Here is a 26710-nt window from a genome sequence, read left to right on the forward strand (position 1 = left end):
GGACACGGAAGGGCTCAGTGACGCCGAGGCAGCAGCCCCGCCGCCGCCAGCGGTACGGCGGCCAGGACCAGCCACGGCACGGCGGCCGGCAGCCCGCTGTCCAGCAGCAGACCGGTCGCGGAACTGCCGGCGAGCACGATGAACCCGGAGACCGAGGACAGCGCCCCCGTGTACAGCCCGAGCCGCCCCTCCTCGGCGAGGTCCGGCACCCAGGCACGGGCGACGGGCGCGACGAGCATCTGCCCGACGGTGAGCAGGACGACGAACCCGGCGGCGGGCACCAGCCCGCTCGTCCCCGTCCATCCCGCGGGCCGGGCGAGCGCGACCACGGCGAAGCCGGCCGCGATCAGCGTCAGCCCCGCCACCATGGACCGGCGCGGCGCCAGCCGCTCCCCCGCCCACCGGGTCACCGGCAACTGCGCGGTCACCACCAGCAGCGAGGACAGCGCGAACAGCCAGGCCAGCGGCGCCTGCGAACCGGCGGCCCGCTCCACCTCGGCGGGCAGGGCCAGGTAGAGCTGGTTGTAGGCGAGCAGATAGGCACCGTACGCGCAGCACAGCGCGAGGAAGCGCCGGTTGCGCAGCAGCAGCCGCACCCCGCCCTTGGCCCGGACGCGCGCCCGCCCGGGGATGTGCTGCGGCAGCAGCCACGCGTGCCCGGCGAGGACGAGCACGAAGACACCGGCGCCGGCCAGACACGCGGTACGGAAGTCGACGGCGAGCAGCAGGGCACCCAGCAGCGGCCCGACGAAGGCCCCCGCCTGCCCGGCGACGGTGAACAGCGCGAGCACCCGGGTCCGGTCCCCGCCGCCCTCCGCCTCCCAGGCCACGGCCTGGCGGGCGACCTCGGACTCCACGGCCGGCGAGAAGAGCGCGGCGGCGAACCCGATCAGCAGCACCGCCCCGACGACCGCCCAGGTCCGCCCGGCGAAGCCGAGCCACGCGAACCCGGCGATCCGCAGCACGCACCCGGCGAGCACGACGGGCCTCACGCCGTACCGGTCGGCCAGCGCGCCGCCGACCACGAACAGCCCCTGCTGGCTGAAGGTACGGAGCCCGAGCACGAACCCGACCAGCCACCCCGCCATGCCGATGGCCCCGCCAAGGTGCTCGGAGAGGAAGGGCAGTACGGCGAAGAAGCCGATGTTGAAGGCGAGTTGGGTGAGGATGAGTAGCCGTAGCAACGGGGAGAGCGGAGCGCCGCGGCCGCCGGAAGCCTTCGCGGGCCGCCCGGTGGATGTGTACGTCATCGGATTCCGGCCGGTTCCTTCCGCGCGGTGGGCTGTTCGTCCGCGCCCGAGGCCACACGCCGAGACTGTCGCCCCGGCTTTCGATCCGGCCGTCGTCGTGGCCGGCGCAGTCCGCCCGCCGCGGTGACGGCCAGCGCGCCGAGCAGGGCGAGTACGGCGGCGGGGGCGAGGACGGCCCAGGGGGCGCGCTCGGCGTAGGGCTGGTTCTCGGCGAGGAGCAGCCCCCATTCTGGGGACGGCGGCTGGGCGCCCAGGCCGAGGAAGCCGAGCGAGGCGAGCGCGAGGGCGACACCGGGCAGCCGCAGCAGGGCGTGGCGCAGGACGGGCGGCAGCACGGCGGGCAGGAGTTCGCGCCGCAGCAGGTACCAGCGTCCCGCGCCCAGACCCCGGGTGGCGGTGATGTGCAGGGTGGCGCGTTCCTGGCGCAGCAGCGCCGAGGTGTGCGCGGCGAGCGGCGCCCAGGCCACGGCGCCCACTGCGAGCGCGGGCGTGGCCGCCCCGCTCCCGGCGACGGCGGTGACGAGCAGCGCGGCGAGCACGGGCGGGACGGCGTTGACCGTGTCGACGAGCGGCGCGGACACACGGGGCACGAGCCCGAGGAGTATGCCCGCGAGCAGTGCGGCGGCGCTGATGGCGGAGGCGAGGAGCAGCGTGTCCAGGGCCCCGTGGCCGACGCGGGCGAGCAGGTCGCGGCCGAGGGCGTCGGTGCCGAAGGGGTGGCTGAGGGAGGGTGCCCGCAGCCGCTCCCCCGTACTGAGGGCGAGCGGGTCGCGCGGCAGGCCGAGGCCGATGACGGCGAGCAGGACGGCGCCGTAGAGGAGGGGCAGCAGCCCGCCGGCGGGCGGGGCGGGCCGGTGCAGTGAGGAGAGGGCGCCGTCGCGCAGGGCGGGTCCGGTGAGCAGACGGGCGGCGACGCGGGTGGCACCGGTCGCGAGCGCGGCGAGGAGCACGAGGGCGAGGGTGCCGGCCTGGAGGACGGGCAGGTCCTGGGCGAGGGCGGCCTGGAGGGTGGTGCGGCCGAGCCCGGGAATGTCGAAGACCTGCTCGACGGCGACGGCGCCACCGGTCAGCCCGACGACGAACAACCCGAGGTTGGGCAGCAGCGCGGGCACGCACCGCCGCAGCGCCTGCCGCGCGATGCGCCACCCCGTCAGTCCCCGGGCGGCGGCGGCCAGCGCCCACGGTTCGCCGAACGCGCCGGGCAGCAGATCGTCGAGCAGCCGCCCCAGTACGGCCCCGGCGGGCAGCCCGAGGGCGAGCGCGGGCAGTACGGTCCACTGGGGCCCGTACCACCCCAGCGCGGGCAGCCACCCCAGCTGCACCCCGACGACGGTGGCCAGCACGGAGGCGACGAGGAACTCGGGCAGCGAGGCGATCACGGCGGAGGCACTGCCGCCGCGCCGCTTCCCACCGAGCCGCCGACGGGCGCCCAGCCGCAGCGTGCGCACGCAGACGAGCCCGGCGGTGAGGGCCGCGACGAGAAGCGCCACGGCCATGAGCAGCAGGGAGGCCCCGAGCGCCCGGAGCACGTCGGGCAGGACGTCGCCCCCGGAGATCCAGGACTGCCCGGCATCACCGCGCACCAGCCCGCCGAGCCACCGCCCGAGCAGGTGCAGCGGCCCGTCGCCGAGCCCGAGCTGCTCGCGGATGTCGGCGAGCACCTCGGGCGTGGGGTCACGCTCGGCCGACCGCGCCTTCAGGACGGTGTAGGCCGGATCGGTCCGCGTCAGCCACGGCAGCAGCCCGATGCCGCACACCAGCCCGGCCGCGAGGACGATCCGCCACACCACGGTGGCCACCCGCTGCCGCACGGGTCAGCGCCGCGTGCCGGTGCCGACGAGGGTGCGCTCGTACGGGTCGAGGATCACGCCCTGTACGGAGCTGCCGACGCCGGTGATGATCCGCTGGTGCACGAGCGGCACGACGGCGTCGCTGCCGAGGATGCGGGCCTCGGCGGCCATGGCGGCGTCCTGCCGCTTCGCGGTGTCGGCGATCTTCTCCGCCTCGGCGACGGCGCGGTCGACGTCCTTGTCGCACAGCTGGGCGATGTTGAAGCCGCCGTCGCAGGTGTAGTCGCCGGCGAGGACGGCGACGGGGTCACCGGTGTCGAGGAGGGTGTTCCGGGCCAGCACGAAGGCGTCGAACTTCCCCGCCAGGGCGTCCCCCTCCAGCCGCGAGTACTCGCGGACGGTGAGCTTCACCTTGAACCCGGCCTTCTCCAGCTGCTGCTTGACGACCTGGGCGACCTCCGGCAGCTCGGGCCGGTTGTCGTAGGTGGCGAGGTTGATCGTGGCCCCCTCGGCCTTGCCGGCCGCCGCACGTCCGACGGGCGCGGTCCGCTTCCCGTCGGCCCAGGTCACGGCGGGCCCGTAGATACCGGCACCGGGGTCGGCGTACCCCTCGTACACGTCCTTGGCGAACACGGCAGTGTCGACGGCTCCGCGGGCGGCGGCCCGCAGCCCCGCGTCCTCGAAGGGCCCGGAGGAGGCGTTGAGCAGCAGGCTGGTGGTCCGGGTGGTGGCGGTGTCGCGCCGGGTGTCCTCGTCGAGGGTCGCCGCCTGGGAGACGGGGACCGCCTCGGCGATGTCGAGCTCGCCGGTCCTCAGGGCGTTGGCGCGGGCGGTGCCGTCGGCGATGAAGCGGGCGTCGATTCCGGAGGCCTGGGCGCGGCCGCCCCAGTAGTCGTCGAACCGGTCGAGGGAGGCGGAGGTGGCGCCGTTGACCTTGGTCAGTTCGAAGGGGCCGGTGGCGGTGCCGACGGGGTCGACGCGGTTCTTGCCGGAGTAGGCCTCGGCGGAGAGGACGGCGAGGCTGGGACTGGAGAGCCGCAGCGGCAGTACGGGGTCGGGCTCGGCGGTGGTGATACGGACGACCCGGTCGCCCTGGGCCTCGGTGGTGAGGGTGACACCGGCGAGGGCGGCGGGCGCGGGCTCGGCGTCGGCGGCGTGGGTGAGGGAGTCGGCGACGGCGGCCGGGGTGACGTCGGTGCCGTCCTGGAAGGTGGCGTCGCGCAGGGTGAACTCCCACGCCTTCTCACCGTCCCGCCGCCAGGACTCGGCGAGCGCGGGCGCGGCGTTGCCGTTGGCGTCGAGCGCGGTGAGTCCCTCGGTGACCCCGAGGCGGCTGAGCAGGGTGGCGTCGGCACCGTAGGGGGAGAGGTTCTCGGCGGGCGGGAAGGCGAGGGCGACGCGGAGACGGGAGCCGTCACCGTCCTCACCACCGGTGCCGGAGTCGTCGCTGCCGCCGCCCGACGCGAAGCAGCTGGATATCAGCGGGATGAGCAGGAGCGGGGCGAGCAGCCGGGAGCGGCGGTGGGAGCGCATGGTCCTCGGATCGATCGGGCGCGGGCGAGCGGGCAGGCGGAGGCGGCAGCGAGCAGGAGTTTACATGACAACCGTTTCCATTACTTGGGCGTCCCACGCTCCATCGGCACCTCGAAGTGCACGATCCCCTGCCCGCCCCCGGCATCCTCCCGCTCGTCGTGCACGACCTTGGCGAGCGACCGCCAGAACGGCTCCGCACCGGTGACGGCCGGGTCGGTGTGCAGATACACGGCCCGGTATCCGCCGTCCGCGGCGGCGAAGGCGAGCAGCTCGTCGACGAGCCGCCGCGCCAGCCCACGCCGCCGGTGCTCGGGACGGACGTAGATCCGGCGCAGCTGCGCGGTCACACCGGAGGGGTAGCGCTCGGCGAGCTCCCGCGGGTTCGGCGGATGCGCGGGACCCCGGGAGTCGAGGGCACCCGTAGCCACGACCTGACCGTCCCCGTCGACCGCGACGAGCAGGGTGTGTCGCTCCGAGGCGAGATACGCGCCGGCCGGGTCGACGATGACGCCGTGCCAGCGCGGGACGTATCCCGTACCGAAGTCGCGGTAGACGGTGTCGAGCATGACGGCTCGGGCACCGTCGAGGTCGGCGGGGGCGGCTGTCCTGAGGCTGTAGTCACTGCTGCGCACTTGCACATGGTACGCATTAACGGAATCCGCTGATCAACATGCCCCTCGGGTCGTACCCCTCCCCCACCCCGTCCTCCGGCCGCTCCCTCAGCCGCGCATCAGCTCGCCCTTGCCCACCTGGGCCAGCATCGGAGGCTCCGACTCGCCCTCGTATCCGAGGTGGAGCTCGCGCCGGGCCCTGGTCGTCAGGACGTAGTACGTCATGCGCAGGGCGGCCGCGGAGGGGTCGCCGGCCGCGTCCGTGTGGGTGTCGGGGATCACGACCGTGTCGAAACCGAGCCCCTTGGCGCTGGCCCGGTGGACGATGACGATGCCCGGACGGCCGAGGTCGAGGTTGCGGTACTGGCCGCCTTTCGCCTCGGACGTGTACAGCTGGGGCTTCAGTCGTGGCGCTCGGCGGGTCAGGCTGCCGAGCAGCGAGAACTGGGTGTGCTTGGAACCCACGACGACGCCGATGGAGTCCTTCGGGTGCCGCTCCGCCAGCAGTGCCAGCAGGTCCGCGGCGCCGCGCTCGTGGAAGCGGTGCAGTCGCGGCGGCGGCCCCTGCCGGGCGGGCAGGGCCGGCGCGCCGGCGCCCGTGTGGAAGTGGGCGGCGAAGGACGCGATCTGCTCGGTGTTGCGGTGGTTGCCGTCGAGCTCGTGCCGGGTGCAGCGGCCGAGGTTCCGGGCGATCTCGGCGAGCGTGGAGTGGGTGTCGGTGAGGCGCTGGCACTCGTCCGCGTAGACGGTCGTACGGGCCCCGAGCATCCGGCAGAGCAGGTAGAACTCGGGCGGCAGGTCCTGACCCTCGTCGACGACCAGGGTGAGGCCGGGGATCGGACCGGTGTCGGCGGCCCGCTCGTACAGCGCGTGCCAGTCGTACCAGCCGTCGTCGCTGCGTGGAGCCTTGCCTCCGTGCCACTCGGCGAGCCAGGCGTGGGCTGTCGTGACGCGTACGCCGCGGTCGGCGGTGCCCAGGGCGCGGACCGTCGCGGCCAGCGACTGGCGCAGCAGGTTGGAACGAGTGAGCACGGCGACCGGGGTGCCGGTGAGGGCGAGCATGATGGCCCGCTGTGCCGCCAGCAGGCTCTTGCCGCTGCCCGGCGGGCCGCTGATCAGATGGTTGCCGTCGAAGGGCAGGGCGTCGAGGCCGGCCCGTTGTTCGGGTGTGAGGTCGAGGTAGGTGAGGGTCACGTCTCCTCCAGTGCGTCGGCGGCGGCCGCGCGTGCGGCGGTGACGATGGGCTCCAGGTAGCCGGGCACATGCTCGCCGCCGACGACGAGGGCGCGGTCCAGGAGGGTGTTGCCGGTTTCGCAACTGGTCTCGGGCAGCAGGGCACAGGCGTGGCAGGCCGCGCGGTTGAGGTTGCCGAAGCCCTGACCGGTGTGCTCGGCGCAGAGCGGGTCGGCCGAGCACCAGGCAGCGGCCTCCGTCATGCGCAGGAGTGTCTCCGCCAGTCGCGGAGGATCGCCCTGGCGGACCAGCCCGCCGAGGGTGCCTTCGGCGTCGCCTGCCGCGGTGTAGACGAGGATGCCGTACTGGTGCTGCTCGGGGCGTGCGTACACACGCTCGCGCAGGCTCGCGGTGGTGTATCCGGACTCGAAGGACAGCTGGCGGATCAGCAGGTGGGCGAGCGTGTGGAGGAGGACGAAGCGGGGGGCGAGTTCCGCACCGGTCAGTGTCTCCAGCCGGTCCCGCTGGAAGGAGCGGTCCAGGTCGGCCCGCATTCCGGCGACGCGCTGCCGTACGTTCCCGTCCGCTTCCCAGTCCGCCAGCTCGGCCGGGTCGAGACTCAGGAAGATCCCCTCGCCGAACACCTCCACCGCCGGCAGCCACTTGAGGCGGCGGGCGGTGTCGGCCGGTACGGGGGGAGCGTCCGGGGAGACCCGGCTGAAGCCGGAGAGGGCGCGCACCTCGCGGAGCCGGTCGGCGAGGACGATCCTGCCGAAGCGGCGGCCGAGGGCGGCCCACGGGTCAGTGGTCTCCCCGGCCAGGCCGAGGGTGGTCTCGCGCAGGGCGAAGTCCCGGGTGGCGGGCGGGACGGGTGCGGTGAAGGCGGCCCACTCCTCGCGGCTGAGATCGAGACGGGCCGGACCGCCCCGCTCATCGGAGGACGGCGCGTCCGGAACGGGGACGGGCTGCCCCGTCTCCTCGGCGATGAGCGCGTCCAGGAGGGCGTCGTCGGCGCCGGTGTCCTCCTGGATCATCGTCCGGAACACCCCCGCGCGCGGTGTGGCGGCCACCCGGCACAGCGACACCCACAGGTCGTGTTCCCGCACCTTGGCCGCGAGGTTCTCGTCACCGTGGTCGGCCGGTACGTCGGACTCGGGGATGTCGAGTGCCGAGTGGACGATCGGGTAGTACAGGTTGCCGGCCGTGCGCTGCACGATCTGCACGGGCCGGGGGCACTGAGTCCGCTCGTTCGCCCGCTGCCACGGGTTGCGGCCCGAGCAGCGCATACCGTGCGTGCCGAGGATGTCGAGCAGGTCCCGGGACGCGCCGCAGCCCTTGGCGGTGCAGGCGACGGAGAGCGCTTCGAGGCCGGAGGACCGCTCGGAGACGAGGAAGCGCAGTCTGTCACGCTCCTCGCACCGCCGTCGTGCCCCGGCGTCGCGCCGCGAGTGGGCCCAGAACCACCAGTCGACGTCGCTGAGATGCCCGGCCTGGCAGATCTGCACGAACCGCATCGGCGCCAGCGTCCGCGCCGGCGAGCAGGACGGGCAGCGCGGCGGCTGCCCGGGCTTCTCGTCGGCGATCCGCCAGCGCTTCATCCGGCGGCAGGATCCGCAGAACAGCCAGGACGGGAAACGAATGTACGGCGCGCCGGGCGCGTCGGGAACGTCGAAACGGTCGTTGGCGGTCGCCGGGGCGGCGTAGAAACCGGTGACGCCCAGCCGGGAGGCGAGACGCGGGGACTCCAGCTTCTGCCTGCCCCTGGTCGGCCAGTCCCCGATGCCGGTGGCGACGAAGGACTCACCCTGGATGTCGAAGACGGCTCCGACGCCGAACGGCACCACCGTCTGCGACTGACGTACCCGCAGTGTGCGGCTCACAGGTCGGCCCCTTTCACCGTCACCTGGCATTCCCGGTCCACGTTGCGCATGGAGTTCGGTGTCTCCCACAGGCCGTAGTTCTGCTCGAAGCTCTTGATCAGGTTGGACTGGCCCTTGCCCTGGCTGCGGTAGTACAGCTCGCGGCCGTTCTTGCGGGCCTCGCGCGCCGCGTCCTCCCAGTCGGCGACCAGCCCCGCGACTTCCTTGCGGACGGCGTCGCCGATGTCCGGTTCGGCGGCCTCGGCCCGTGCGGCCAGCTCCTCGGCGAGGGCCTCCACCTCGGGAAGGCACTCCAGGATCTGCCCGGCCTGGTTCTCGGCGGCGAGGCCGAGCCGGTGCCGTACGAGGACCACCAGCGCGGCGTGCAGGGCGCGCCGCCGGGACGGCACGGACCAGGGCGTGACGCTGGTCGGTTCGACGTGCCGGTACAGGGACCGGTGGTACACGTCGAAGGTCTCGTAGTGCGAACGGTCCCTGGGGCGGGTGGCGTTGAAGAACGTCACGACGAGTCCGGGCACGGTGTGCCGGCCGACCCGGCTGGTGGCCTGGATGTACTCGGCGGTCGTCTTGGGCTGTCCCTGCATCAGCATCAGCGCCAGTCGCTTGACGTCGACACCCACGGACAGCATGTTCGTGCAGGGCAGGAAGGACACCGACCGCGGGTCGTCCCAGTTCTTCTCCAGCCGGTCCAGCAGGACGGGCTGTTCGGCGCGCGGAAGGTTGCTGGTCAGTTCCTGCACCTGGTTGTCCGCCAGTGCCCGCACTCCGCTTCCCGAGTCGAGTCCGGCGAGCTGGGCGGGGATGTCGTCGGCGGCGGCCGTGACCGTGCGGCCGAGTTCGCGCAGGCTGTGGTGGTAGGCGACCAGGGTCCAGTAGGCGTCCCGGTGCTCTTCGGGCAGTTCCCACGCGCCCTGGAGCAGGGCGGCGGCGGTGGCCACGGCGGCGCGGCCGGCGGTATGGCCCTGGGCCATGACGCCGAGGTAACGGCGACCGGGCCTGGAGGTGTCGGGTTCCGCGAAGTACGAGTGACGGGCGTCAAGTCCGGCCGGCGGGAAGAGCTGGACGCCTCCGCCGTACAGGGCGCGGACCTGTTCCCCGGAGCGGCGGATGGTGGCTGTGGACGCCACCACCTTCGGACCGGTGCCGTCGGGGCCGGCGCACAGTCCGAGAACGGCGGACTCGTACAGGCCGACGGTGGTGCCGAGCGGGCCGGTGAGCAGGTGCAACTCGTCCTGGATGACGAGCGACGGCGGCAGGTTCCCGGAGCGGTCCGCCCTGCCCGCACTCCCGGCACCGCCCGCGCTCCCGATACCCCCCGGGCTCCCTGCGGTGCCGAACAGACGGCCCGCGCGCGGCTCCCAGGCGAGCCGGGCGAACTTGTCCACGGTCCCGAGGACGAACGTCGGCGGCCGGTCGTAGAGGTGCTCGTCCACGACGGCGACGGGGAGTTCGTCGTGGAAGACGCACTCCTGCCGCGGGCAGAAGAAGGCGAAGGAGTCGGCCGTGGCCCGCACTCCGTAGTCGCAGATGTCGGGCGACTTGTGGGCCGGCAGGACACGGGTGCCGCACCACGGGCAGCGGTCGAGGATGAAGACGTCGTCGGGCTGGGCGGCCTGGCGGGCGTTCTCGAAAGCCGTGCGAGCCTTGTCGTACGTGTTCGGAGTGGTGGTCTCACCCACCCACAGACCGATGGAGAACGGCTCCTGGCCGTACGCCGCGGGATCCGCGCGGCGCAGCGTCTCCAGGGCGCAGACGGTGGTGGCGGCGCGCTGGAACTGCTGGGTGGTGAGCAGACTGAGGGTGTACCGACTGAGCACGGCCGTGCCCCCGCCGTCCGGCCGGCCCCGGCGCAGCACCATCGTGAAGGCGGCCAGCAGCAGATACGCCTCGGTCTTGCCACCGCCGGTCGGGAACCAGATCAGGTCCGTCACGGTCCGGTCCGCGTGCCGGGGGTCGGCCGTACCCTCCACGGCGAGCAGGAAGAACGCCAGCTGGAAGGGGCGCCACGTGGCTCCCGGCTTCGGTTCGGGATCGTGCGGCACGGCTTCCCGGGGCGAGCGCCGGCTACCAGCCAGATCGGGTGCGGAGTGACGCATCTGCAGGGCCATGGCACGGTTCGCGGCACGGAATGCGTGCAGCAGTTCGGGACGGCGCGGGTCGCACAAGGTGCGGACGCCCGACTCGATGCGGGTGACGGCGGTGCCGATGCGGTCGAGTACGCGGGCAGCGGCCTCGCGCCCCCACCCGGGCACGTCGGCGTTCAGCTGACCGACGTACCACGCCCGGTAGTCCGCCGCGAACTCGGCGAGTTCCTCGCGGAGTTGTTCGACTGGTACGGCGGGATCGGCGAGGTGCAGCAGGTCGAGCACCGGCGAGCCACTGAGCCCCGCGGCCCGTACGCCGGTGACCTCGGCCTCCGGCATGACGGCCGCGCTCAGCTCGGTCACCTGCTCACCGGCGTCGTCGTACTGTTCCGCGACCGCGCATCCGTGGCCGACGGCGTGCGTGCGGACGTGCCGGTACTGGAGTCGGAGCTCCTGCTCCTCCGGGTCGCGGCTGGCCAGTCGGACGCTCGGGTACTGGAGCACCCTGCCGCCCACGGGCCGGGCGCGCAGCTCCACCTGGAACAGCATCCGGTCCCACTGGGCGGCCTTGCCGAGGTCGGGTTCGTGCACGGCGGCGTTGACCAGTGCGACCGTGACGAGCCGGCCGGTCCCGAAGTCCCGACGGCGCAGGCGGAGTTCGGCGCGCCCGTCCAGCACCGTGACGTGGTCCTTCCCCGGGGCGAGCCGATGCGTCTCGGCGGTCAGCGGAATCCGCTGCCAGTTCCGGCCGCGCTCACCGGTGCGGGCACGGGTCTCGTAGCGGGCGGCGGAGCAGTCGATCTCCACGGTGTCCGCGTCGGTGTAGAAGCTGAACCCGAGGGAGGAGGGCAGCCAGGAGTTGGACTCGGGGACCGGGTCGGTGGCGGGTGCGGTGTCCTCGGCCCGCCCTTCGGTGCCGGCTCCCTCCAGCTCCTCGGCGGCCACGTCCAACTGGCGCTGCAGGTCGGCCTCCTGCGGATACAGGGTGCCCATGAGGTACTGCCGGTCGGGCGGGGCGTCGAGCGTCTCCCGGTCACCGCCGACCGGGCCGACGAGCTGCCGACGCAGGTAGGTGACGAGTTCCTGTCGGGGATCCATGGTGTTCCTGGTGGTCGGGCCTGCGAGATGTTCGGACGGGCCGGTGAATGCGGCGGGCAGGCTGCTCATGACCGGCGCCAGCGGTCCCGCAGCGAGGTACGGCTCTGGGCTGCCTCCGCTTCCCGCGCGGCGGCCAGTTCCGCTTGGACGGCGCTGAGTTGCGCCTGCAGATCCGAGACGCGGAGCCAGGCGTTGTGCTCGCTCTGCGCGATGCGCTGTGCCGCCTGCTGCTCGGCCTCTACGGCGCTCTGGCGGGCCGCCGCCACGAACCGGTCCCGCTGCGCGACGGCCGCCTCGGCCTCCCGCAGCCGCGCTTCCATCTCGGCGACCCGCACCCGCATGCCCTGGCGGTACTCCTCCCGGGCCGACGCCGCGGCTTCCTCCCGCTCGACGGCGGCTTCCCTCACCTGCCTCACTCGTGACTCGAGGTCCTGGATGCGAGCCTCGGCACTCTGCCGGTAGTCACGCAGTCTCTGCTCCAGTTCCTCCGCCCGCTCTTCCCCGCCGACCGCCCGCCGGGCGGCTTCCTCGGCGGCTTCCGCCCTGCGCAGCAACCCCTCGTACGACTCACGGTGCTGCTCCTTGACATGCGCGAGGTGTTCCTCGGTCTGCCGCCGCACATGCGCCTCGCGCCGCTCCAGGGCTCGGTCCGCACGGTGCAGCAGCTCCTCTTCGAGCGCCTCCAGCCGGCGCTCGGCATCGGCCCGAACCGCCGCGACGCGCTCGTCTGCGGCGCCACGCACCTCGCTCAGCCGACGCTCGTGCTCCCTTGCCAGCAGGGCGAGTTCAGTCTCGTGCCGAGCCTGCGTAGCGGCGAGCTGTCCCTCGACGTCGGCCAACGGCTGCTCGACAGGAGCGGCCTTCGCGACGACCGACGCCGCGTGCTCATGCCCCGCGTCGGCCGCCTCGGCCTTGGACGCGCTGACGCGGTCACCGCTGTCAGGGGGCGCGGACTCGGTACGCGCTGGAGGCGCCGCGACGAACTCCCGCAGAGCATCACGGACGGCGAGGCGAGACGCGGCGCGCACCAGGGGCTTCGCCGCGAGGTATGCCCGAGGGGTCGCCCCGAGCAGCGCGTCGGCGGGCTTCTCGAAGAAGTGCTCGGGCCGGATCTCCGACCGCTTGACCGTGTCGAGGACTTCCCTGAGCACCTCGAGAGCCTCGACCACGGGGCGGTCCAGCATCCCGCGCTCCCGTGCGGCCCGTACCACGGAGTCCGTGACGGACGAACCGAGCAGCACCGACAGTTGCAGGTGCCCCAGGGCCAGCAACGCGTATTCGGCGAGCCAGGCCACTCCCCCGCCCAGGGGCGGCCGCGGCAACGTCCGTGCCTTGTCCCAGTCGGCCGTGGCCCGAGGTGTCGTCCCGGCCGGTGGCGTCGGCTCGTCCGGTTCCGTCTCCTGTGGTTCCTCCTGCGACCCCGCCTCTCGCACCTCCGCCACGGGCTCCGGGTCCGCCACGGGCTCCGGTTCCGGTTCAGCAGGAGAAGCCGGCGCGGCAAGGAACTCACGCAAGGCATCACGCACTGCCAGCCGCGACTCGCCGTTCACCAGAGGACTGCCTTCGAGGTAGGCGCGAGGCGTCACCCCGCGCAGTGCGTCGGCGGGGCGGTCGAGGAAGTCCTCCGGCCGCTGCCCGGCCGCCGCTACGGCGTCGAAGACCCGACGCAGCACTTCCAGTGCCGTCAGCACCGGACGCGACAGGGGTGTGCCGTCTCCGAGACCCCGCACCACCGCGTCGGCAGCCGGCTGCCCCAGCAGTCCGACCAGACGCTCGTCCCCCACGGCCGTCCGTACGTAGTCCGCGAGCCACGAGAGCCGGTCAACGGGTGCCTGCGCCAGTCGGCAGGCATGATCCCAGTCGGCGGCGACCAAGTTCGCAGCCTCTGTGTCGACAGCCGTGCCGACGTCCGCAGCCGCCTCGTCCTGGGCGCTCTCTGCAGAGACATCCACCCTCGTGAGCTCCGGCTCCACCACGGTGTCGGCGATCGGCGCGTCGCCGTTTTCCTCCCTCTCCCCCGCCACCGGGGCCTGCACCGAAGCCGCAGCCACCTGCCCGTTCTGCTCGTTCTCCTGCTCCCAGGTGGCCCGTGCGAGGCGCTCAGCCCTGGCCTTGCGGAGTGCGAGTCTGGCTCGGGCGGTCCGGGCCGCGTGGGTGGCGCGGGCGAACCGGGCCGCCATCTTGGCCTCGGCCGCCTGTTCCGCCGCACGCTCGGCCTGCTCACACGCGGCGTCCAGGCCGACGAGGCCTGCCGCGCGCACCCGCTCCCGCAATGTGGGCCGCACCTTGCCCTCGATCTGCCGGATGCGCTCCCGTGTGACGCGGAACTCACGTCCGAGATCATCCAGCGTCGATGGTGGGTCACCGTCCAGCCCGAGCCGCCGCACGAGGATCCGCGCCTCCCGCTCGGTGAACGTGTCCACCACGGCCAGGACTTCCGCGATGTGCAGGGCCCCGATCACCTGCCTGTCGACCGACGGCAGCAGATGTGTCTCGGCCACGAAATCCGCCAGGGTCGCACCGTCACCGATGACACGGTCCAGGGAGTCGGTACGGCGGGTGAGGCGCCGGATCTCCTCCACCTTCTGGAGAGTCATGTCGCACGCCACCGCCACGTCGGCAGCCGTCGCCGGACGGCCCTGACTCAACAGGGTCCGCTCCGCTCTGGCCACCTTGCGCATCTGCTCGTGCATGTGGACCGGGATCCGGATCAGGGCGCCCTCGTCGGCGATGGCCCTGGTGATGGACTGCCGGATCCACCAGGTGGCATAGGTCGAGAACTTGAAGCCCTTACTGGCGTCGAATTTGCGCGCGGCCCTGAGCAGGCCCAGAAAGCCGTGCTGGAGCAGGTCCTCGTAGTCGAGGCCCTGTTCGAGGCAGGGCCGGACGAGAGAGTGCACGAGACGCTGGTTGTGTACGACCAGACAGTCCCGAGCACGGATTCTGAGGTCCTCCGGCGCCAGCGCCTTGAGGTCGTCCTCGGTCGGCTCCTCGCCGATCCGGTCCGGGCCGCCCCTCAACAGCACGGACAGACCGACTTCCGCCTGCGCGTCCAGCAGTCGGGCACCGGGGCGCCGTTCGCGCCGGTCCCGCTCCAGCACCGCGTGCGCGGCGGCCACGGCTTCGGCGAGGTCTCCGCGGGGCAGGTCAGCCGGGAGTTCCTCGTCCGGCTCCTCGTCGGATTCCGTGACCGGTCTCCCGCCCTGCGACCCGGTCGCCGTCGCTCCGACGCGACCACCTCCGGCGGATTCCGCTTCCTGGCAGGACGACGTTCCCTCCGGGGCGGCTTCCGCCCCGTCGACGTCCATGTCGTGGCCCCGAACCTGCATTTGTGCGCGCAGGAGGGCGGCCTCCCGCGCGGAGAGCCCGGCCAGTCGGGCCACGCCGTCCACGACCGGCAGGGTGACGTACCCGTCGGCGTCCGCGTACCGCGCTACCAGGCTCCGCACGGTGCGGATACGGGGGAACACATTTTCCTCACCGTCCGGTGCAACCTTTTCACCATTCCACTTGTCGCCCTCTGTGTGCAGAGGCGCGTCCCGCACGGGCAGTCCCAGCCGGGCCAGCTCGTCCCGCAGCCGCTCTCGCTCGCCGTCGCCGAGCGAGAGCTCACGCACGCCTTCCAGAAAGGCACTCTCGGGGACGACGCCCTTCACAGCTGCCCGCCGCAGCCGCACCAGCAGCTCACCCATCGCAGCCCTCATTCCGGGCGAGCCCGCCTCATCCGCCGTTCGCAGCGCCATCCCGTCCACCCCCAAAACGTTTCACAGATGACGCTAGAGTGGTGCGTTGATGATGTCAACAGGCAAGCCGCTACCGCACTTTCCCCACCTCGTGTACGGTGAGGCTCGCCGCACCGTTCCTCTGCCACGACGCGCGACGACGATCGACGAGAGCCCGTGGAGACGGGCGTGCGGCAGCGGGTCGGGGGCTTCCCGCGCACGGGCGCAGCCGTCCGCCGACGCGGGACACAGGACTTAAGGAGCGGCAGTGAGCCACAGGCTGGTCGGCGGCAGATTCCGCCTCGGGCGTGTCATCGGCAGGGGCAACGTGGGGGAGGTCCATCAGGCGGAGGACCTCCAGGCCACGGAGGGGGCGCCGGAGCGCACCGTAGCCGTCAAGACCATCCTGCGCCGCCGCACCGGCGCGCAGATCGACACCGGCGGCGACGCGAAGGCCGTGCAGCGGTTCAACCGCGAGGTGCGGATCATGCGCCGGCTGCTGCATCCCAACCCCACCCGTCTCGTGGCCGGTGGCATCGACGAGGACACGGACTACATCCCGGAGACGTTCCAGTCCGAGTCGGGCGGCCTGAAGAACAACGAGATCGCCAAGTTCGGCGAGTACCGGACCAAACGCCTGGTCCTCGCCGAGTACGCCGCATGACACAGGCCGGCCTCACCCTGGAGTCCCCCCTCGTGGACAGCGAGACCTACGCCTCGCCCCTCACCCCACCTCCCGGCCACGGCCCCCGCCCGACCACGCATCACCCGCGTCATCACCATCCACATCCCAGGGGGGACCATGAGCAACCCGCAGCAGCCCAGTCCGACGCCCTCGAAGTACGAACTCGAGGCATGGAACTCCATCCAGCAGTTCAAGGGCCGCCCGCTGTCACAAGCGATGCAGAACGCCGGCGAGAACGTGGCCAACGGCGTCGCACAACTCGGCAAGCGTGCCGCGAAGCAGTTGGAGAAGCACCCGCGGGCCGCGTCGGCGGTGTCACGGGGACAGGAGTTCGTTACCAAGGGCGCGTCCAAGGCCGGCGCAAAGGCCCGCGATGCCGCCGACGCCATGCCGGAATGGGGCGGCACCGCCGTGCAGTCCGTACGGAAGTCGGTGGGGAAGGTCTCGCGAGCGGGACTCTCTCCCAAGCGGGTGGTGGCGCTCCACAACAAGCGAGGACATGACGTCACCTCGCTCTCCGACCTGCGCCGCCTCGACCTCGAACAGATAGAAAAGGTCCGCGGCCGGGCGGCGAGCTGGTACTACCCCGCCGCAGCGGCACTCTCGGGAGCGGGTGCCGGGCTTGCGATCACCGGAGGGCAGCTCGCCATCACCGCCTCCGCCGGCGCCGCGGCAGCGCCGTCGGCCGGTGCGATCGCAGGCGCGTTCACCGCCGATACCGCGGTCGTTCTCGGACTCTCGTCCCGGGCCGTCGGCCAGGTCTCCCTGTCCTACGGATACGACCCCGAAGAGCCTGCCGAGAAGCTCTTCATCATGTCTGTCGTCAACATGGGGACCGCGAGTTCAGCCACCGCCAAGAACGCCGCGATGGCCGACATTTCGAAGCTCACTCAGGCACTCTTCCGCGGCAAGTCGTGGGACATCCTGAACAACGCGTTCGTCACCAAGGTCTCCGTGAAGTTCGCCAAAGCATTCGGCGTCCGCATCACCAAGAAGGGACTCGGAAAAGCCGTTCCCGCCTTCGGCATCGTCGTCGGCTCCACCTTGAACTGGGCAACGCTCGAGGGGATCGTCGACGCGGCCGAGATGGCGTACCGGCGCCGGTTCCTGCTGGAGAAGTACCCGCACCTCGCCGCCGAGGAGGCACCCGAACCGTTTACCGATGTCGAAGACGGTCCGGACGACGCCGACGAGAAGATCAGCGTGCTCGACGAGATCGTCGAGGAGGGCGGCCCCGACCTCCGCTAACCCAAGTACCCGACCTCCCCGGTGTCTGACGGCAAGCACCGTCACCGCTTGGCAGGTCGTGGGATTCGGCGATCCCGAGTCAGCCCAGTTCGCCGTCGGCCGGGCGGGCACGATCCACGGGGTGAAGGGGCAGGAGGAGGACGCTGTCCTGATCGTCGTCCCGCCCCTTGGCAAGGACAAGGAAGACACCCGTTCGGACCGCCTGATCGAGGCGTGGACGACAGGCGCCACGGCCGAGTGCGCCCCCGAACCGCAGAGGCACTACGCGTCCTCTACGTCGGTGTCACACGAGCCCGACGGCTCGTTGCGTTCGCGCTCGGCGACGGGCATCTGACCGCGGTGCAGTCCCTTCTCACAGCACGAGGAATTCCCCACCGCATCCCGCAGGAGGCCGGCGGAGAACAGATGACACTGCCGCTGTGAGGCACCCTCGCCCGGCGGCTGGGGCGAACGGCCGCGCGGACCAGCCGAGACGGGTCGTGCGACACATTGATGTGCAGCCCTTCCGGTACGTCCCCGTCAGCACGTCGCTCCGTGCGCGTAACGGCGACGAAGCTGCGGCTGTTGAACGTCTTGTCCCCTTCGCATGAGATTCAGGCCCGGTTCCATTCACACAGAGAACAAGAGCGCCCCGTGAACCCGTACGGCACCACCCCGCCCCCGTCCCTGCCCTGGTGGAAGACCACCCCCGCTCTACTCGGCCTCCTGGCCCTGGTCGCCCTGCTCAGTGCGCTCAGCCTCGGGCTCGGCTTTCTCGTGATGGTCGCCGCCATGGTGGCGGTGTGGGTCCTGCCCGCATGGCGCTGGTACGCCAGGCTCGGCGCTACGGTCGGTGCCTTCTTTCTCATGCTGATCAGCGCGGGCATGAGCGGTCAACTCGACGAGGCCGGTGCGGACAAGCCCGAGGCACAGCACGCGAACGGCGCCGGCGCTGAACAGTCACCGTCCCCTGCCGCCGCCAGAGCTCCCGAGATCGCCGACTACACGGGCAGGCCACTGGACAAGGCCGAGAAGGAAGCACGTTCGGCGGGACTCACCCCCGGTCGTCATGACGCCGCCGACGAGGACCGCGCGATCATCATGCGGTCCGGATGGACGGTGTGCTTCCAGAAGGCCGACACAGCGGCGAAGACCGTCGACTTCGCTGCAGTCAAGACCGGCGAGCCCTGCCCGGAGCAGGACGGCGGCCCGCTCCCGTGGCCGGTGATGCCGGACATCGTCGGCGACACCTACAACACCGCGGTCGAGGAGCTGGACCAGGCGGCATCGACCTCGACCGCGTCACGCTCGACGACGTGTACCTCGACATCGACACCCCCACGACCGAGGAGGCCGCCGAGGAAGGCGACGAGTGGCGGGTGTGCTTCCAGGCCCCCGCCGAAGACACCAAGGTCACCTCCTCGACCACCGTCCGCCTCGACCTGGGCCAGTGGACCGACGCCGACCTCGTCCAGAAGTGCCCGCCGGCGAAGGGAACGACGTACAAGATCCCCGCCAACGACCCAGCCTACGAGGACGGTGACGACAACGGCACCACTGGGGGCGGCGGCTCGGCGAACGACAAGTCCTCGTCGTCCAACGGCTCCACCGACGGCAGCGGTGCCGGTGTCGTGCACCCGGGCTCGTACTGCTCCCCGCCCGGGGCGGCCGGAGTCACCAAGAGGGGAACCCCCATGGTCTGCGGCCCCGGCTCGGACGGCCGCGACCGCTGGCACTCCTGACCACTTACCCAGTCGTGCGCCCGCCCGGCCCCCGGCTCCGGCCGGGCGCAAACGCCACCGAATCACCTTTTCATGGCGGCATGCCGCCACCGGCACAGCAGATCAGAGTCCGTGAAACGTCGGTGCCCAGGCCAGCTTGTGCGGGACATCTCGGGGCTTCTCGCCATGGCCGCCACGGACAAGGACCTGAAGCGGGCGTCGACGACGCGCGAAGCCGCCTGAACCGCGACGGCGCGTGAGCCCTCGCGGCCGGTGTCAGTGGCGGCTCAGCGGTGGACGGGGCGGTAGGCGTCGTTGACCTCCACCGGGGCGCCGCCCGCGAGGACGCCGCCGCCGGGGATGTGGATCGTGCCGCGTACGGCGACGGCGGCCGTGCCGTGGCGCGGCACCGGCATGGGCGCCAGTCGCTGCCACCGGTCGCGCACGGTGTCGTACGCCTCGGTCTCGTCGAAGACCGTGTTCGGGTTGTCGCCGTCGTGCCGGCCCTCACCGCCGAAGGTGTAGATCCTCCTCCCCACGGCCGCGGCGGCGATGCCGCCCCGGGCGGTGGGCATCGGTGCCCGCTCGGACCACCGGCGGGCACGCGGATCGAGGGCGTAGACGGTGTCCCGTACGTGCACCTGCCCCCGGTCCCGGCCGCCGAGGACGTAGAACGTCCCACCGACGACGGCTCCGCCCACATGGTCGCGGGCCTGCGGCAGGCTCGGCAGGCTCTTCCAGCGGCCGGTCACGACGTCGTACGCGGACACCGTGTCCACCGTGTCCTGAAGGCCGCCCGCGCCCGGCACGAGGACACGCATACCGCCGGCGAGGAGGATCTTCGTCCCGTGCACGCCCATCGCGGCGCTCCCCCGCTCGACACCCGCGGGCACGGGGGGAAGCCGGCGCCATCGGCCGACGCGCGGCGAGTAGACGAAACTGTCGCGCAGGGCCTGCCACGCGGATCCGCCGGACAGCCCGCCGAGGACGTAGATCCGGCCGTGGACCACCGCCACATTGGGGTGGTTCATCGCGACGGGCAGCGGTGCCGCGACCGACCAGGTGTCGCGACGCGTGTCGTAGACCTCCACCCGTCCGGTCGTGGTGACGCCGCCGGACGCCTCGGGGACGATGCCACCGATGAGGTAGACCTTGTCGCCGACCGCGGCGACGCTGTGCTCCTGCCGGGGGCCGCTCGCGATCGGCGCGAGCTTCCGCCAGCCCTCGCCGTAGGGCCCCTCCGTCACGAGGGGCGTCTCCCCGGGTGTGGCGGGGTGGTCCGGATGGTCCGGGTGGGCGTGGGCCTTGACGGCCGGGGACACCGCCAACGCCGCTCCGAGGAGGAGGACTGTCCGCCGCTGCATGAGCAACTCCTTGTCACAGAGCCTGAGATCGGTCGGAAGCCGGTGGCTTCGGTCCGTTCAGTGTTTCTGTGCGTACCAGAGGCAACCAGGGGGTGTCATCCCGTGGGTGGGAGTACCGACTTCGGCGTTTCGGGGTCCGGGTGGTCTGTGTCGGGACCGGCGGCGCCGTCGGCCCGAGTCGGTACGCCGGATGCATGTGGTATCCGGACGGGGGCGGGCTGACCGCCGAGCAGCGCAGGCGCCGGGAAGAGGTACGGGTGCGGGCCGTTGACCTAGGGGCGAGCATCATGCCGTCGCATCCCACCGAACGCGTCACAGGCACCCTGCGTCACGTATCGGAGTGACCAACCGTGCCGGGCGCACCGGTGGTCCCGTTCCGTCACTCCCTGCCAGTACACACATCTTCGACGCGAACCTGATTGATCATTGCGTTGACAGTGCTCACAACCCAATGCGAAACTGAGCAGAGTAAACAAAAGGCGCGTGCCGGCATGCCGACTACAACGGCGGTTTCGCTCCCGGCACCCAGTCGAAGCCGAAACCGTAAGCGGCGTCGATGAGTTGCTGGTTCGACAGCAACGGCTCGGCGGTGAACCAGCGGACCTCGCGCCGCAGATCGAGGGTGGCGCTCCGCCCCGGGGTCAGCAGGGCGATCGCACAGGAGGTGGCGCCGGCCGGGGAGTCCTCCAGATGGATGCGCCAGGTGCCGCTCGGCGCGCTGACCGTGACGACCCCTCCGAGGGCACGGAAGTCGGCGGCGCCTTCGTAGATGTAGACGTAGACGAGGAGCTGGGTGAATCGATGCCGGTGCTCGAGGCTGATGCGGAGGGTCTCACCGTCGGGGGTCTCGCCGGTCCGGTCGTCCTGGTCGAGGCTGACGTAGGGCCAGGCGTCGAGATCGCCGAACTGCGCTCCGAGAGGCTGGACCGCCGCGCCCGCTCCGTCGCTCGTGAGGACCATGCAGCCCAGGTCGAGGTCGGCCTCGGCGGCGACCGACCAGTTCAGGTTCATCTGGAGAATGCCGCGACCCGTGATCTCGGCACGGGGCGCCTGCCTGGTGAGGTCCACGGCATGCGGGAGCCGCTCCCACTGCGACCGCTTCCCTGCGCTCGGCCCTCCGGCCAGGTCGATGACTCCGCGCCGCCTGCCGTCACCACTCAATGGACGCCCCCTACCCAACCGATCCACGTAACCGCCGTACGCCACGCCGTCCAAGCCGTGTGATCATCGTCTATTATTGCGCGTCCGGTGAAGGAGATGTGAAAGTCTCCGACAGTTCATTGGTTCATTCCGTGCGGCCGAGGTGTACGCGGCAAGCCATCGCCCTGCCCTCGCCGTGTTCAGATGTGCACGAAGTCCCGGCGTCACCGGGCAGGGGTGGGAAATGATCACGGGGATACGACTCGACAAAGGGGTGACAGCACGTCACCTCGAAGACATGGCGCAGGACCCTGCGCTCGCCCCACGTGCCGAAGAGCTGCGCGCGCTGGCACAAGCGCTCGGTTCCACCGACGTGGAGGCCCTCGATGCATGGGCCGATCTCGACCTGATGGCCCACTTCGCCCGTCCTGAGAGCATCGCCGAACCGGCGGACGCCGGTCGAGGGGAGCGATTCGACTCCGCCTTGGACTGGGTCCTGGGCGCCCTGGTCTTCCTGCCGCTGCTCTTCACCTGGTTCGGTCTGTGGCAGGCCTCCAGCGCCTACGGGGCGCTCACCGGAGACGACCCCAAGGCGGCCGGCCGGCCCTTCCTGCAGTTGTGGCAGTCCGGGTTCGACGGGCATCTGGGTGAGACGTTCCGCTTCGGCCACGTCGCCGTGGGCGGGTGCCTTGCCCTGTTGATGCTCTTCGTCCTCACAGCCGTGCACGGCTACCGACGCACCGCCGCCGAACGCCGCGAGGAAGAGGCGCAGGGCCGGTCCCGGGCGGCTCTCGCCCGTCTGGTCCCGGTCCTCACCCGCGCGCAGCTCTCGCTCAACGAGCACCGGTTCGCCTCGCCCCAGCGCTTCGCGGCGGAGCTCAACTCGGCGGCCGGCCGGCTGCAGCGCATGCACACCAAGGCCATCACCACGCAGGAACAGCTCACTCGAGCCGCCGAGCTGGTGGGTGTGGCCGCCGACAAGATGGAGCAGCGTCTCGCCCAGACGGAGGCGTACGTGCGGCCGATCGAGCAGGTGGTGCTGCGGATCGAGGAGACCGTCCGGGACAGTGGGACGGTCATTCAGACCGCCGTACGGGGTTTGGACGAGCCGCTGGCCCAAGCGGGCCGTCGGCTGGCCGACGCGGTCGGCGGGCAGACCGAAGTCCTCGACAGGGCACTGGACGAGCTCAAGGCGGCCGGTGACGGCATGCGCGACGTTCTCTCCCGCGCGGCGGAGCGGCTGGAGACCGCGGTCGGGGACAACGGCGACCACGTTCGCGGCGCGCTGTCGGACGCGGCGCAGCGGGTCGAGGAGTCGCTGACCGTACTGGCCGCCTCGCAGCGCGGGTTCACCACCGGTGTCGAGGTCGTGGCGGACGTCAACGGCCGCCTCCTCAACGACCTCGGTACGGTGGCCGACCGCACCGGTGAGGCCGCCGAGGTGTCGAGGGAGGCGCTGCTCGGCGTCGAGGCGCGCAGCCGGGCCGTTCAGGAGGCGACGGACCGGTTCGTCACGGTCACCGAAGCCCTGGAACGGGCGCTCCGTGAAACCGAGGCGGCACGGATCGAGGTGGAGGCCGCGCGCTCGGACGCCGAGTCGGCACGGACGGACGCGGAAGCCGCACGCTCGGGTGCGGAGGCAGCCGAGCGGCGTGCGGAGAGCGAGCTGCGGCAGGCCGAGGAGTTGCGCGCCGGGATCGGACCGGGCCGGTGAGCCCGCGGAGGAGACGTCTCCGGTTCACGCCGCTTCAGCTGGCCGGATGGCTCTTCGCCGACATGCTGCTCGTACTCGCTCTGGTGTCCATGGGAGACCGCGGCGATCCTCTTGCCGCGCAGGCTTCCGCTCGTCCCTCCGCACCGGCCGACGCCAAGCCCTCGCCCGAGCCGAGCAGGACGGCACCGACGGGGCCACGGTCGGTGGAGCGCAAGCCGGTGAAGATCCGGCTGGAAGCCGCGAAGGGTGACACCACCCGGATGGCGGAACGGCTCCGCGCAGCCACCGCTCGCTACGAGGGCCGCGGTGCCGCCTTCGTACTGACCTTCGGCCAGGCTCCCGAACCCGGCGCCGGCCAGGCCTACGCGCAGGAGGTCAACACGTCCCTGCGGAAGGCACGCCCCGACATGTTCGCCGACGCGACCACACGGGACTTCTGGTTCAAAGGCGCCTCTGGCGCGGCCGACCTGGAGATCTACTTCTACACCCGTTGACGGCCAGGCCGTCTCATCCGATCAGGAGAACCGACCCATGCAGCTGCTCCCCTTCTACATGGTGTGCGACGAGTCCGGCTCCATGGCCGGTACCGGCGTGGACGCCATCAACTCCGCGTTGCCCGACCTGCACCACGAGATCAGTACCAATCCGAGTGTCGCGGACAAGACCCGCTTCGCCCTCATCGGCTTCTCCACGCAGGCCTCCGTGCTTCAGCCGCTCGCGGACCTGAGCGAGCTGACACAGCTGCCGTCGCTGTCGGCGGGCGGCGTGACCTCCTTCGGCGCCGCCTTCCGGCTGCTGAAGGACACCATCGAGAAGGACGTCACCGCGCTGAAGGCGGACGGGCACGACGTGTACCGGCCCGTGGTGTTCTTCCTCTCCGACGGCATCCCCACCGATGAGGGCTGGCGCACCTCTCTCAAGGAGCTGAACGCGTTCCGCTACGCCCCGAAGATCATCGCGTTCGGTATCAGTGACGCGGACGCCGCGACCATCACCGAGGTGGCCAACTTCAAGGCGTTTCTGCAGCAGAACGACTCCATCTCCCCGGCCGTCGCGCTGCGGGAGTTCGCCTCCAGCCTCACCCGGTCCATCGTCAGCTCGGCGACCAGCATGGCCGCCCAGGGCGGAGACGGCTTCGAGCTTCAGATGGACGAGCAGGTGCCCGGCTTCACCAGCCTCTCCCTGGACAAGCTGTGAGCGGCCCGCTGAGTCACGAGGAGGTTCCCGGAGTGCGGCATGACCCGAGGGACGCCGGCCGGCAGGTCGACGGCGACCGCCTCGACGAACACCTCGCAAGCCTGCCCGACGGCATCCTCGTCCACGATCCACGGGGGCCGGAAACCGCCGTCCCGGCGGAGCCGGTGACGCATCCGGGCGAACCCGCGGACGCGGTACCGGAGCTTCCCGTGCCGTCCCAGTCGCCTGCGGAGCCCGCGGACGCCTTCCTGCGCGGGACGCCTGACCACGTCGGCCGACGGCCTCCCAGCTATCCGTCCCACCCTTTGCGGTGCCCCGCTGTGCGGAGCGAGGACCATTTCGCGGCCTTCACCCCGGCGGTGCTGCTGGACGGGGCCCAGGTCGGACGACTGACCGTGCGGGCCGCGTCGCTGCGTGGTGACTCCCACAACTGGGAGGGCACCTGCCGCCAGGACGCCATGGCGGTGACACGCGTCGGTCCGCCGGAGGCGGAGTTCCTGCTCCTGGCGGTCGCCGACGGGGTGGGATCCGCGAAGTACTCGCACATCGGGGCGTACCGCTTCACCCGTCAGGCGGCTCTCGAGGTGGACAGCGAAGCCGAGCGCATCCACGCGGCGTTGACGGCCCGGGACGAAGGTGAGCTGCGCGCGATCGCCAACAAGGCGATCGCGCACGCGGTCAACAGGCTGGGGGCCGACCAGGACCAGGCCACCACCCTGCATGTCCTGCTGGTGCCGACCGACCCCGGTATCCGTGAGCGCGTGGTGTTCAGCGTGGGCGACGGCGGGCTGTTCGTGTTGCGGGAAGGCAGGTGGGAAAGAGGCGACCCGGGCCATGACGGCACCCTCCTGGACACCCGCACCGAGGCCCTCCCGCACGCCTACAGCACCGTCAAGGTCCATCTGCTGCCCGCCGCACCGGGCGAGGTGCTTCTCCTGGGCACCGACGGCATCACCAGCCCCCTCACCCAGCAGGATCCCGAGTTCGCTCAGCACCTGGCGAACGCGTGGGGCGGCCCCGAGGTGCCCTCGATGTCCGACTTCCTGTGGCAGGCGCAGACCAGGGCCAAGTCCTACGACGACGACCGGACGGTCATCTGCGTGTGGGAGGAGACGGAGTGAGCGTGGAGGACGGCTCCGACGTCACGCGGTCGTCCCTCGCCCTGGGCGCGCGGATCGGCAGCGGCGGTCAGGGGGACGTGCACGCGGTCGGCGACGGGCCGTTGCTGTTCAAGGAGTACAAGGTTCCCTCCAAGGTGAACGGTGACGCCCTGGCCGACCTGGTCGCATTTCGGCAGGGTCTCGTTCAGGCGGACCGGAGCCGTCTTGACGCTCTCGCCGCCTGGCCACTGTGCCGTGTGGTCGACAGCGGCCGGACGCTCGGCTTCCTCATGAGGAGCGCCCCTTCCCACATGATGTGGCGCACCTCGACCGGGGCGTCGAAACTCCTCGAACTGCAGTATCTGATCAGGGCGCCGAAAGTCGCCTGGCAGGAGGTCGCGCAGCCGACTCCTCGGCAGCGCAGAGCTCTCGCCCTGGCCTGCGTCGAGGCCATCGGCTGGTTCCATGACGCCGGACTCGTGATAGGCGACATCTCGCAGGCCAACGTGCTGTGGTCCGTCTCCCCGGAGCCCGCGGTGCACTTCCTGGACTGCGACGGGTTCCGGCGCGTGGGCCGCGCGGCGGTCCAGGCCCAGGCCGGTACTCCGGACTGGAACGATCCGCTCGCGTCCTCCACCGACGCGACGGTCGACACGGACGCGTACAAGACGGCTCTCGTGGCGGGACGCGTCGTCGCCCAGGAGCCCTACATCGCGCCGGGCCAGGAGCTCGCGTTCGTCGCGGACTGCCTCGACGACCGCCAGAGCGACGCGGTACGGAGACTGTTCGCACAGGCCGCCGGTGAGCGCGGGACCCGGCCCAGGCCCGGCGAATGGCAGACGGCGCTGAGCGACCGCGGCGTCATCTCGCTCACCGCGGCCACGCCCCGGCCCCGGCCGGCCGTCGACCGGACCGTGCTGGACGGGGCTCGCGACCGAACGCCGATCAGGCTCCGCGGGGCCGACCCCGCGTAGTCTTCCCACTGGCCAGGTCTTTCTGTTGGGGGAACGATGACGACGAGCGAGGAGCAGGCGCAGTACCCGGAGTTCCGGCTGCGGTTGCCGAACGGTGGTCCGTACGCACGCGGGCGTGTGCTGCCCTCGAAGGGGATGAACGACAGCCCGCAGTTCCTGGTGCTGGCCGGTTCACCGGTGCGGCGGGAAACCCTGCCGGGTGCGGGTCCGTACGCGGCGGCGCAGCGGGAGGCGTTGATCGAGGAGGGAGTTCTCCGGGAGTCGGAGCGGTGGCCCGGCTACTTGGAGGCGGCGCGGGACGTCGAATGCAACTCGCCGTCGGCCGCCGCGTCGATCGTGGCCGGGCGCGGCTCGGACGCTCTGACCGAGTGGCGTACGGAGGAGGATTTCCCGCTCGTCGACCACCTGGGGCATTCGTGGCGCGCGCCCCGCAAGGCCTGACTCGGC

The 26710-nt window shown here is 71.7% G+C and carries 19 protein-coding genes and 2 pseudogenes; 11 read left to right on the top strand and 10 right to left on the bottom strand.

Annotated elements, in window-relative coordinates:
• Positions 1 to 14: 14 nt before the first annotated feature.
• The 8 genes from ABEA26_RS03340 to ABEA26_RS03375 all read right to left on the bottom strand — a co-directional run bounded on the left by ABEA26_RS03340 (position 15) and on the right by ABEA26_RS03375 (position 15111).
• On the bottom strand, positions 15 to 1250 hold the full coding sequence (locus ABEA26_RS03340; RefSeq protein WP_345589008.1) for an MDR family MFS transporter: 1236 nt from the start codon (positions 1248 to 1250) through the stop codon (positions 15 to 17).
• Positions 1247 to 3061 carry an ABC transporter permease subunit gene (locus ABEA26_RS03345; RefSeq protein ID WP_345589010.1) on the bottom strand — a complete coding sequence of 605 codons (1815 nt, stop codon included), beginning with the start codon at positions 3059 to 3061 and terminating at the stop codon, positions 1247 to 1249. The genes ABEA26_RS03340 and ABEA26_RS03345 overlap by 4 nt, the downstream gene beginning before the upstream one ends.
• Positions 3062 to 3064: 3 nt before the next feature.
• Positions 3065 to 4573 (bottom strand): ABC transporter substrate-binding protein, encoded by a 1509-nt coding sequence (locus ABEA26_RS03350; RefSeq protein WP_345589012.1) that lies wholly within the window; start codon positions 4571 to 4573, stop codon positions 3065 to 3067.
• Positions 4574 to 4653: 80 nt separating this feature from the next.
• Positions 4654 to 5205, bottom strand: coding sequence for a GNAT family N-acetyltransferase (locus ABEA26_RS03355; protein WP_345589014.1), 552 nt, complete (start codon positions 5203 to 5205; stop codon positions 4654 to 4656).
• Between the two features lie 87 nt (positions 5206 to 5292).
• Complete coding sequence (locus ABEA26_RS03360; RefSeq protein ID WP_345589016.1) at positions 5293 to 6378, bottom strand: DEAD/DEAH box helicase; 1086 nt, start codon at positions 6376 to 6378, stop codon at positions 5293 to 5295.
• Positions 6375 to 8237, bottom strand: coding sequence for a DrmB family protein (drmB, locus tag ABEA26_RS03365; RefSeq protein WP_345589018.1), 1863 nt, complete (start codon positions 8235 to 8237; stop codon positions 6375 to 6377). Before drmB ends, ABEA26_RS03360 begins: the two co-directional genes overlap by 4 nt.
• Entirely contained in the window at positions 8234 to 11419 is a 3186-nt protein-coding gene (locus tag ABEA26_RS03370; protein WP_345589020.1) for a helicase-related protein, read from the bottom strand. The genes drmB and ABEA26_RS03370 overlap by 4 nt, the downstream gene beginning before the upstream one ends.
• A 65-nt stretch (positions 11420 to 11484) precedes the next feature.
• Positions 11485 to 15111, bottom strand: a complete 3627-nt coding sequence (locus ABEA26_RS03375; protein ID WP_345589022.1) for a sigma-70 family RNA polymerase sigma factor — start codon at positions 15109 to 15111, stop codon at positions 11485 to 11487.
• Positions 15112 to 15409: 298 nt separating this feature from the next.
• Between ABEA26_RS03375 and ABEA26_RS03380 the strand changes: the two are divergent.
• The 4 genes and pseudogenes from ABEA26_RS03380 to ABEA26_RS03395 all read left to right on the top strand — a co-directional run.
• A pseudogene (locus ABEA26_RS03380) lies at positions 15410 to 15894 on the top strand (hypothetical protein); the annotation flags it as partial.
• Between the two features lie 49 nt (positions 15895 to 15943).
• Positions 15944 to 17074, top strand: coding sequence for an EcsC family protein (locus tag ABEA26_RS03385; protein ID WP_345589026.1), 1131 nt, complete (start codon positions 15944 to 15946; stop codon positions 17072 to 17074).
• Between the two features lie 58 nt (positions 17075 to 17132).
• The gene (locus ABEA26_RS03390; protein ID WP_345589028.1) at positions 17133 to 17408 is read left to right on the top strand and encodes a hypothetical protein; all 276 of its coding nucleotides are present in this window, start codon (positions 17133 to 17135) and stop codon (positions 17406 to 17408) included.
• A gap of 961 nt (positions 17409 to 18369) precedes the next feature.
• Positions 18370 to 18795 carry a hypothetical protein gene (locus ABEA26_RS03395; protein WP_345589030.1) on the top strand — a complete coding sequence of 142 codons (426 nt, stop codon included), beginning with the start codon at positions 18370 to 18372 and terminating at the stop codon, positions 18793 to 18795.
• A gap of 266 nt (positions 18796 to 19061) precedes the next feature.
• Here the strand turns inward: ABEA26_RS03395 and ABEA26_RS03400 are convergent, their stop codons facing one another.
• On the bottom strand, positions 19062 to 20138 hold the full coding sequence (locus ABEA26_RS03400) for a Kelch repeat-containing protein (protein ID WP_345589032.1): 1077 nt from the start codon (positions 20136 to 20138) through the stop codon (positions 19062 to 19064).
• A 194-nt stretch (positions 20139 to 20332) separates the two neighbouring features.
• Between ABEA26_RS03400 and ABEA26_RS36255 the strand changes: the two are divergent.
• A pseudogene (locus ABEA26_RS36255) lies at positions 20333 to 20413 on the top strand (helix-turn-helix domain-containing protein); the annotation flags it as partial.
• Between the two features lie 223 nt (positions 20414 to 20636).
• On the opposite strand, the gene ABEA26_RS03405 reads toward ABEA26_RS36255, so the two are convergent.
• Positions 20637 to 21299, bottom strand: a complete 663-nt coding sequence (locus tag ABEA26_RS03405) for a tellurium resistance protein (RefSeq protein WP_345589034.1) — start codon at positions 21297 to 21299, stop codon at positions 20637 to 20639.
• A gap of 277 nt (positions 21300 to 21576) precedes the next feature.
• Here ABEA26_RS03405 and ABEA26_RS03410 point away from each other — a divergent pair, with 277 nt between their 5' ends.
• The 6 genes from ABEA26_RS03410 to ABEA26_RS03435 all read left to right on the top strand — a co-directional run bounded on the left by ABEA26_RS03410 (position 21577) and on the right by ABEA26_RS03435 (position 26704).
• Complete coding sequence (locus ABEA26_RS03410; RefSeq protein ID WP_345589036.1) at positions 21577 to 22992, top strand: hypothetical protein; 1416 nt, start codon at positions 21577 to 21579, stop codon at positions 22990 to 22992.
• Positions 22993 to 23054: 62 nt separating this feature from the next.
• Positions 23055 to 23486, top strand: coding sequence for a hypothetical protein (locus tag ABEA26_RS03415; protein WP_345589038.1), 432 nt, complete (start codon positions 23055 to 23057; stop codon positions 23484 to 23486).
• A 37-nt stretch (positions 23487 to 23523) separates the two neighbouring features.
• Positions 23524 to 24189: a vWA domain-containing protein gene (locus ABEA26_RS03420; RefSeq protein ID WP_345589040.1), complete on the top strand. Its 666-nt coding sequence runs from the start codon at positions 23524 to 23526 to the stop codon at positions 24187 to 24189.
• A gap of 32 nt (positions 24190 to 24221) precedes the next feature.
• On the top strand, positions 24222 to 25310 hold the full coding sequence (locus tag ABEA26_RS03425) for a protein phosphatase 2C domain-containing protein (RefSeq protein ID WP_345589042.1): 1089 nt from the start codon (positions 24222 to 24224) through the stop codon (positions 25308 to 25310).
• Entirely contained in the window at positions 25307 to 26263 is a 957-nt protein-coding gene (locus ABEA26_RS03430; RefSeq protein WP_345589044.1) for a hypothetical protein, read from the top strand. The genes ABEA26_RS03425 and ABEA26_RS03430 overlap by 4 nt, the downstream gene beginning before the upstream one ends.
• A 36-nt stretch (positions 26264 to 26299) precedes the next feature.
• A complete protein-coding gene (locus ABEA26_RS03435; RefSeq protein ID WP_345589046.1) occupies positions 26300 to 26704 on the top strand; it encodes a DUF4357 domain-containing protein in 405 nt (134 codons plus the stop codon).
• Positions 26705 to 26710: the final 6 nt, after the last annotated feature.

Source organism: Streptomyces marokkonensis, from assembly GCF_039539045.1.
GTDB classification, from domain to species: domain Bacteria; phylum Actinomycetota; class Actinomycetes; order Streptomycetales; family Streptomycetaceae; genus Streptomyces; species Streptomyces marokkonensis.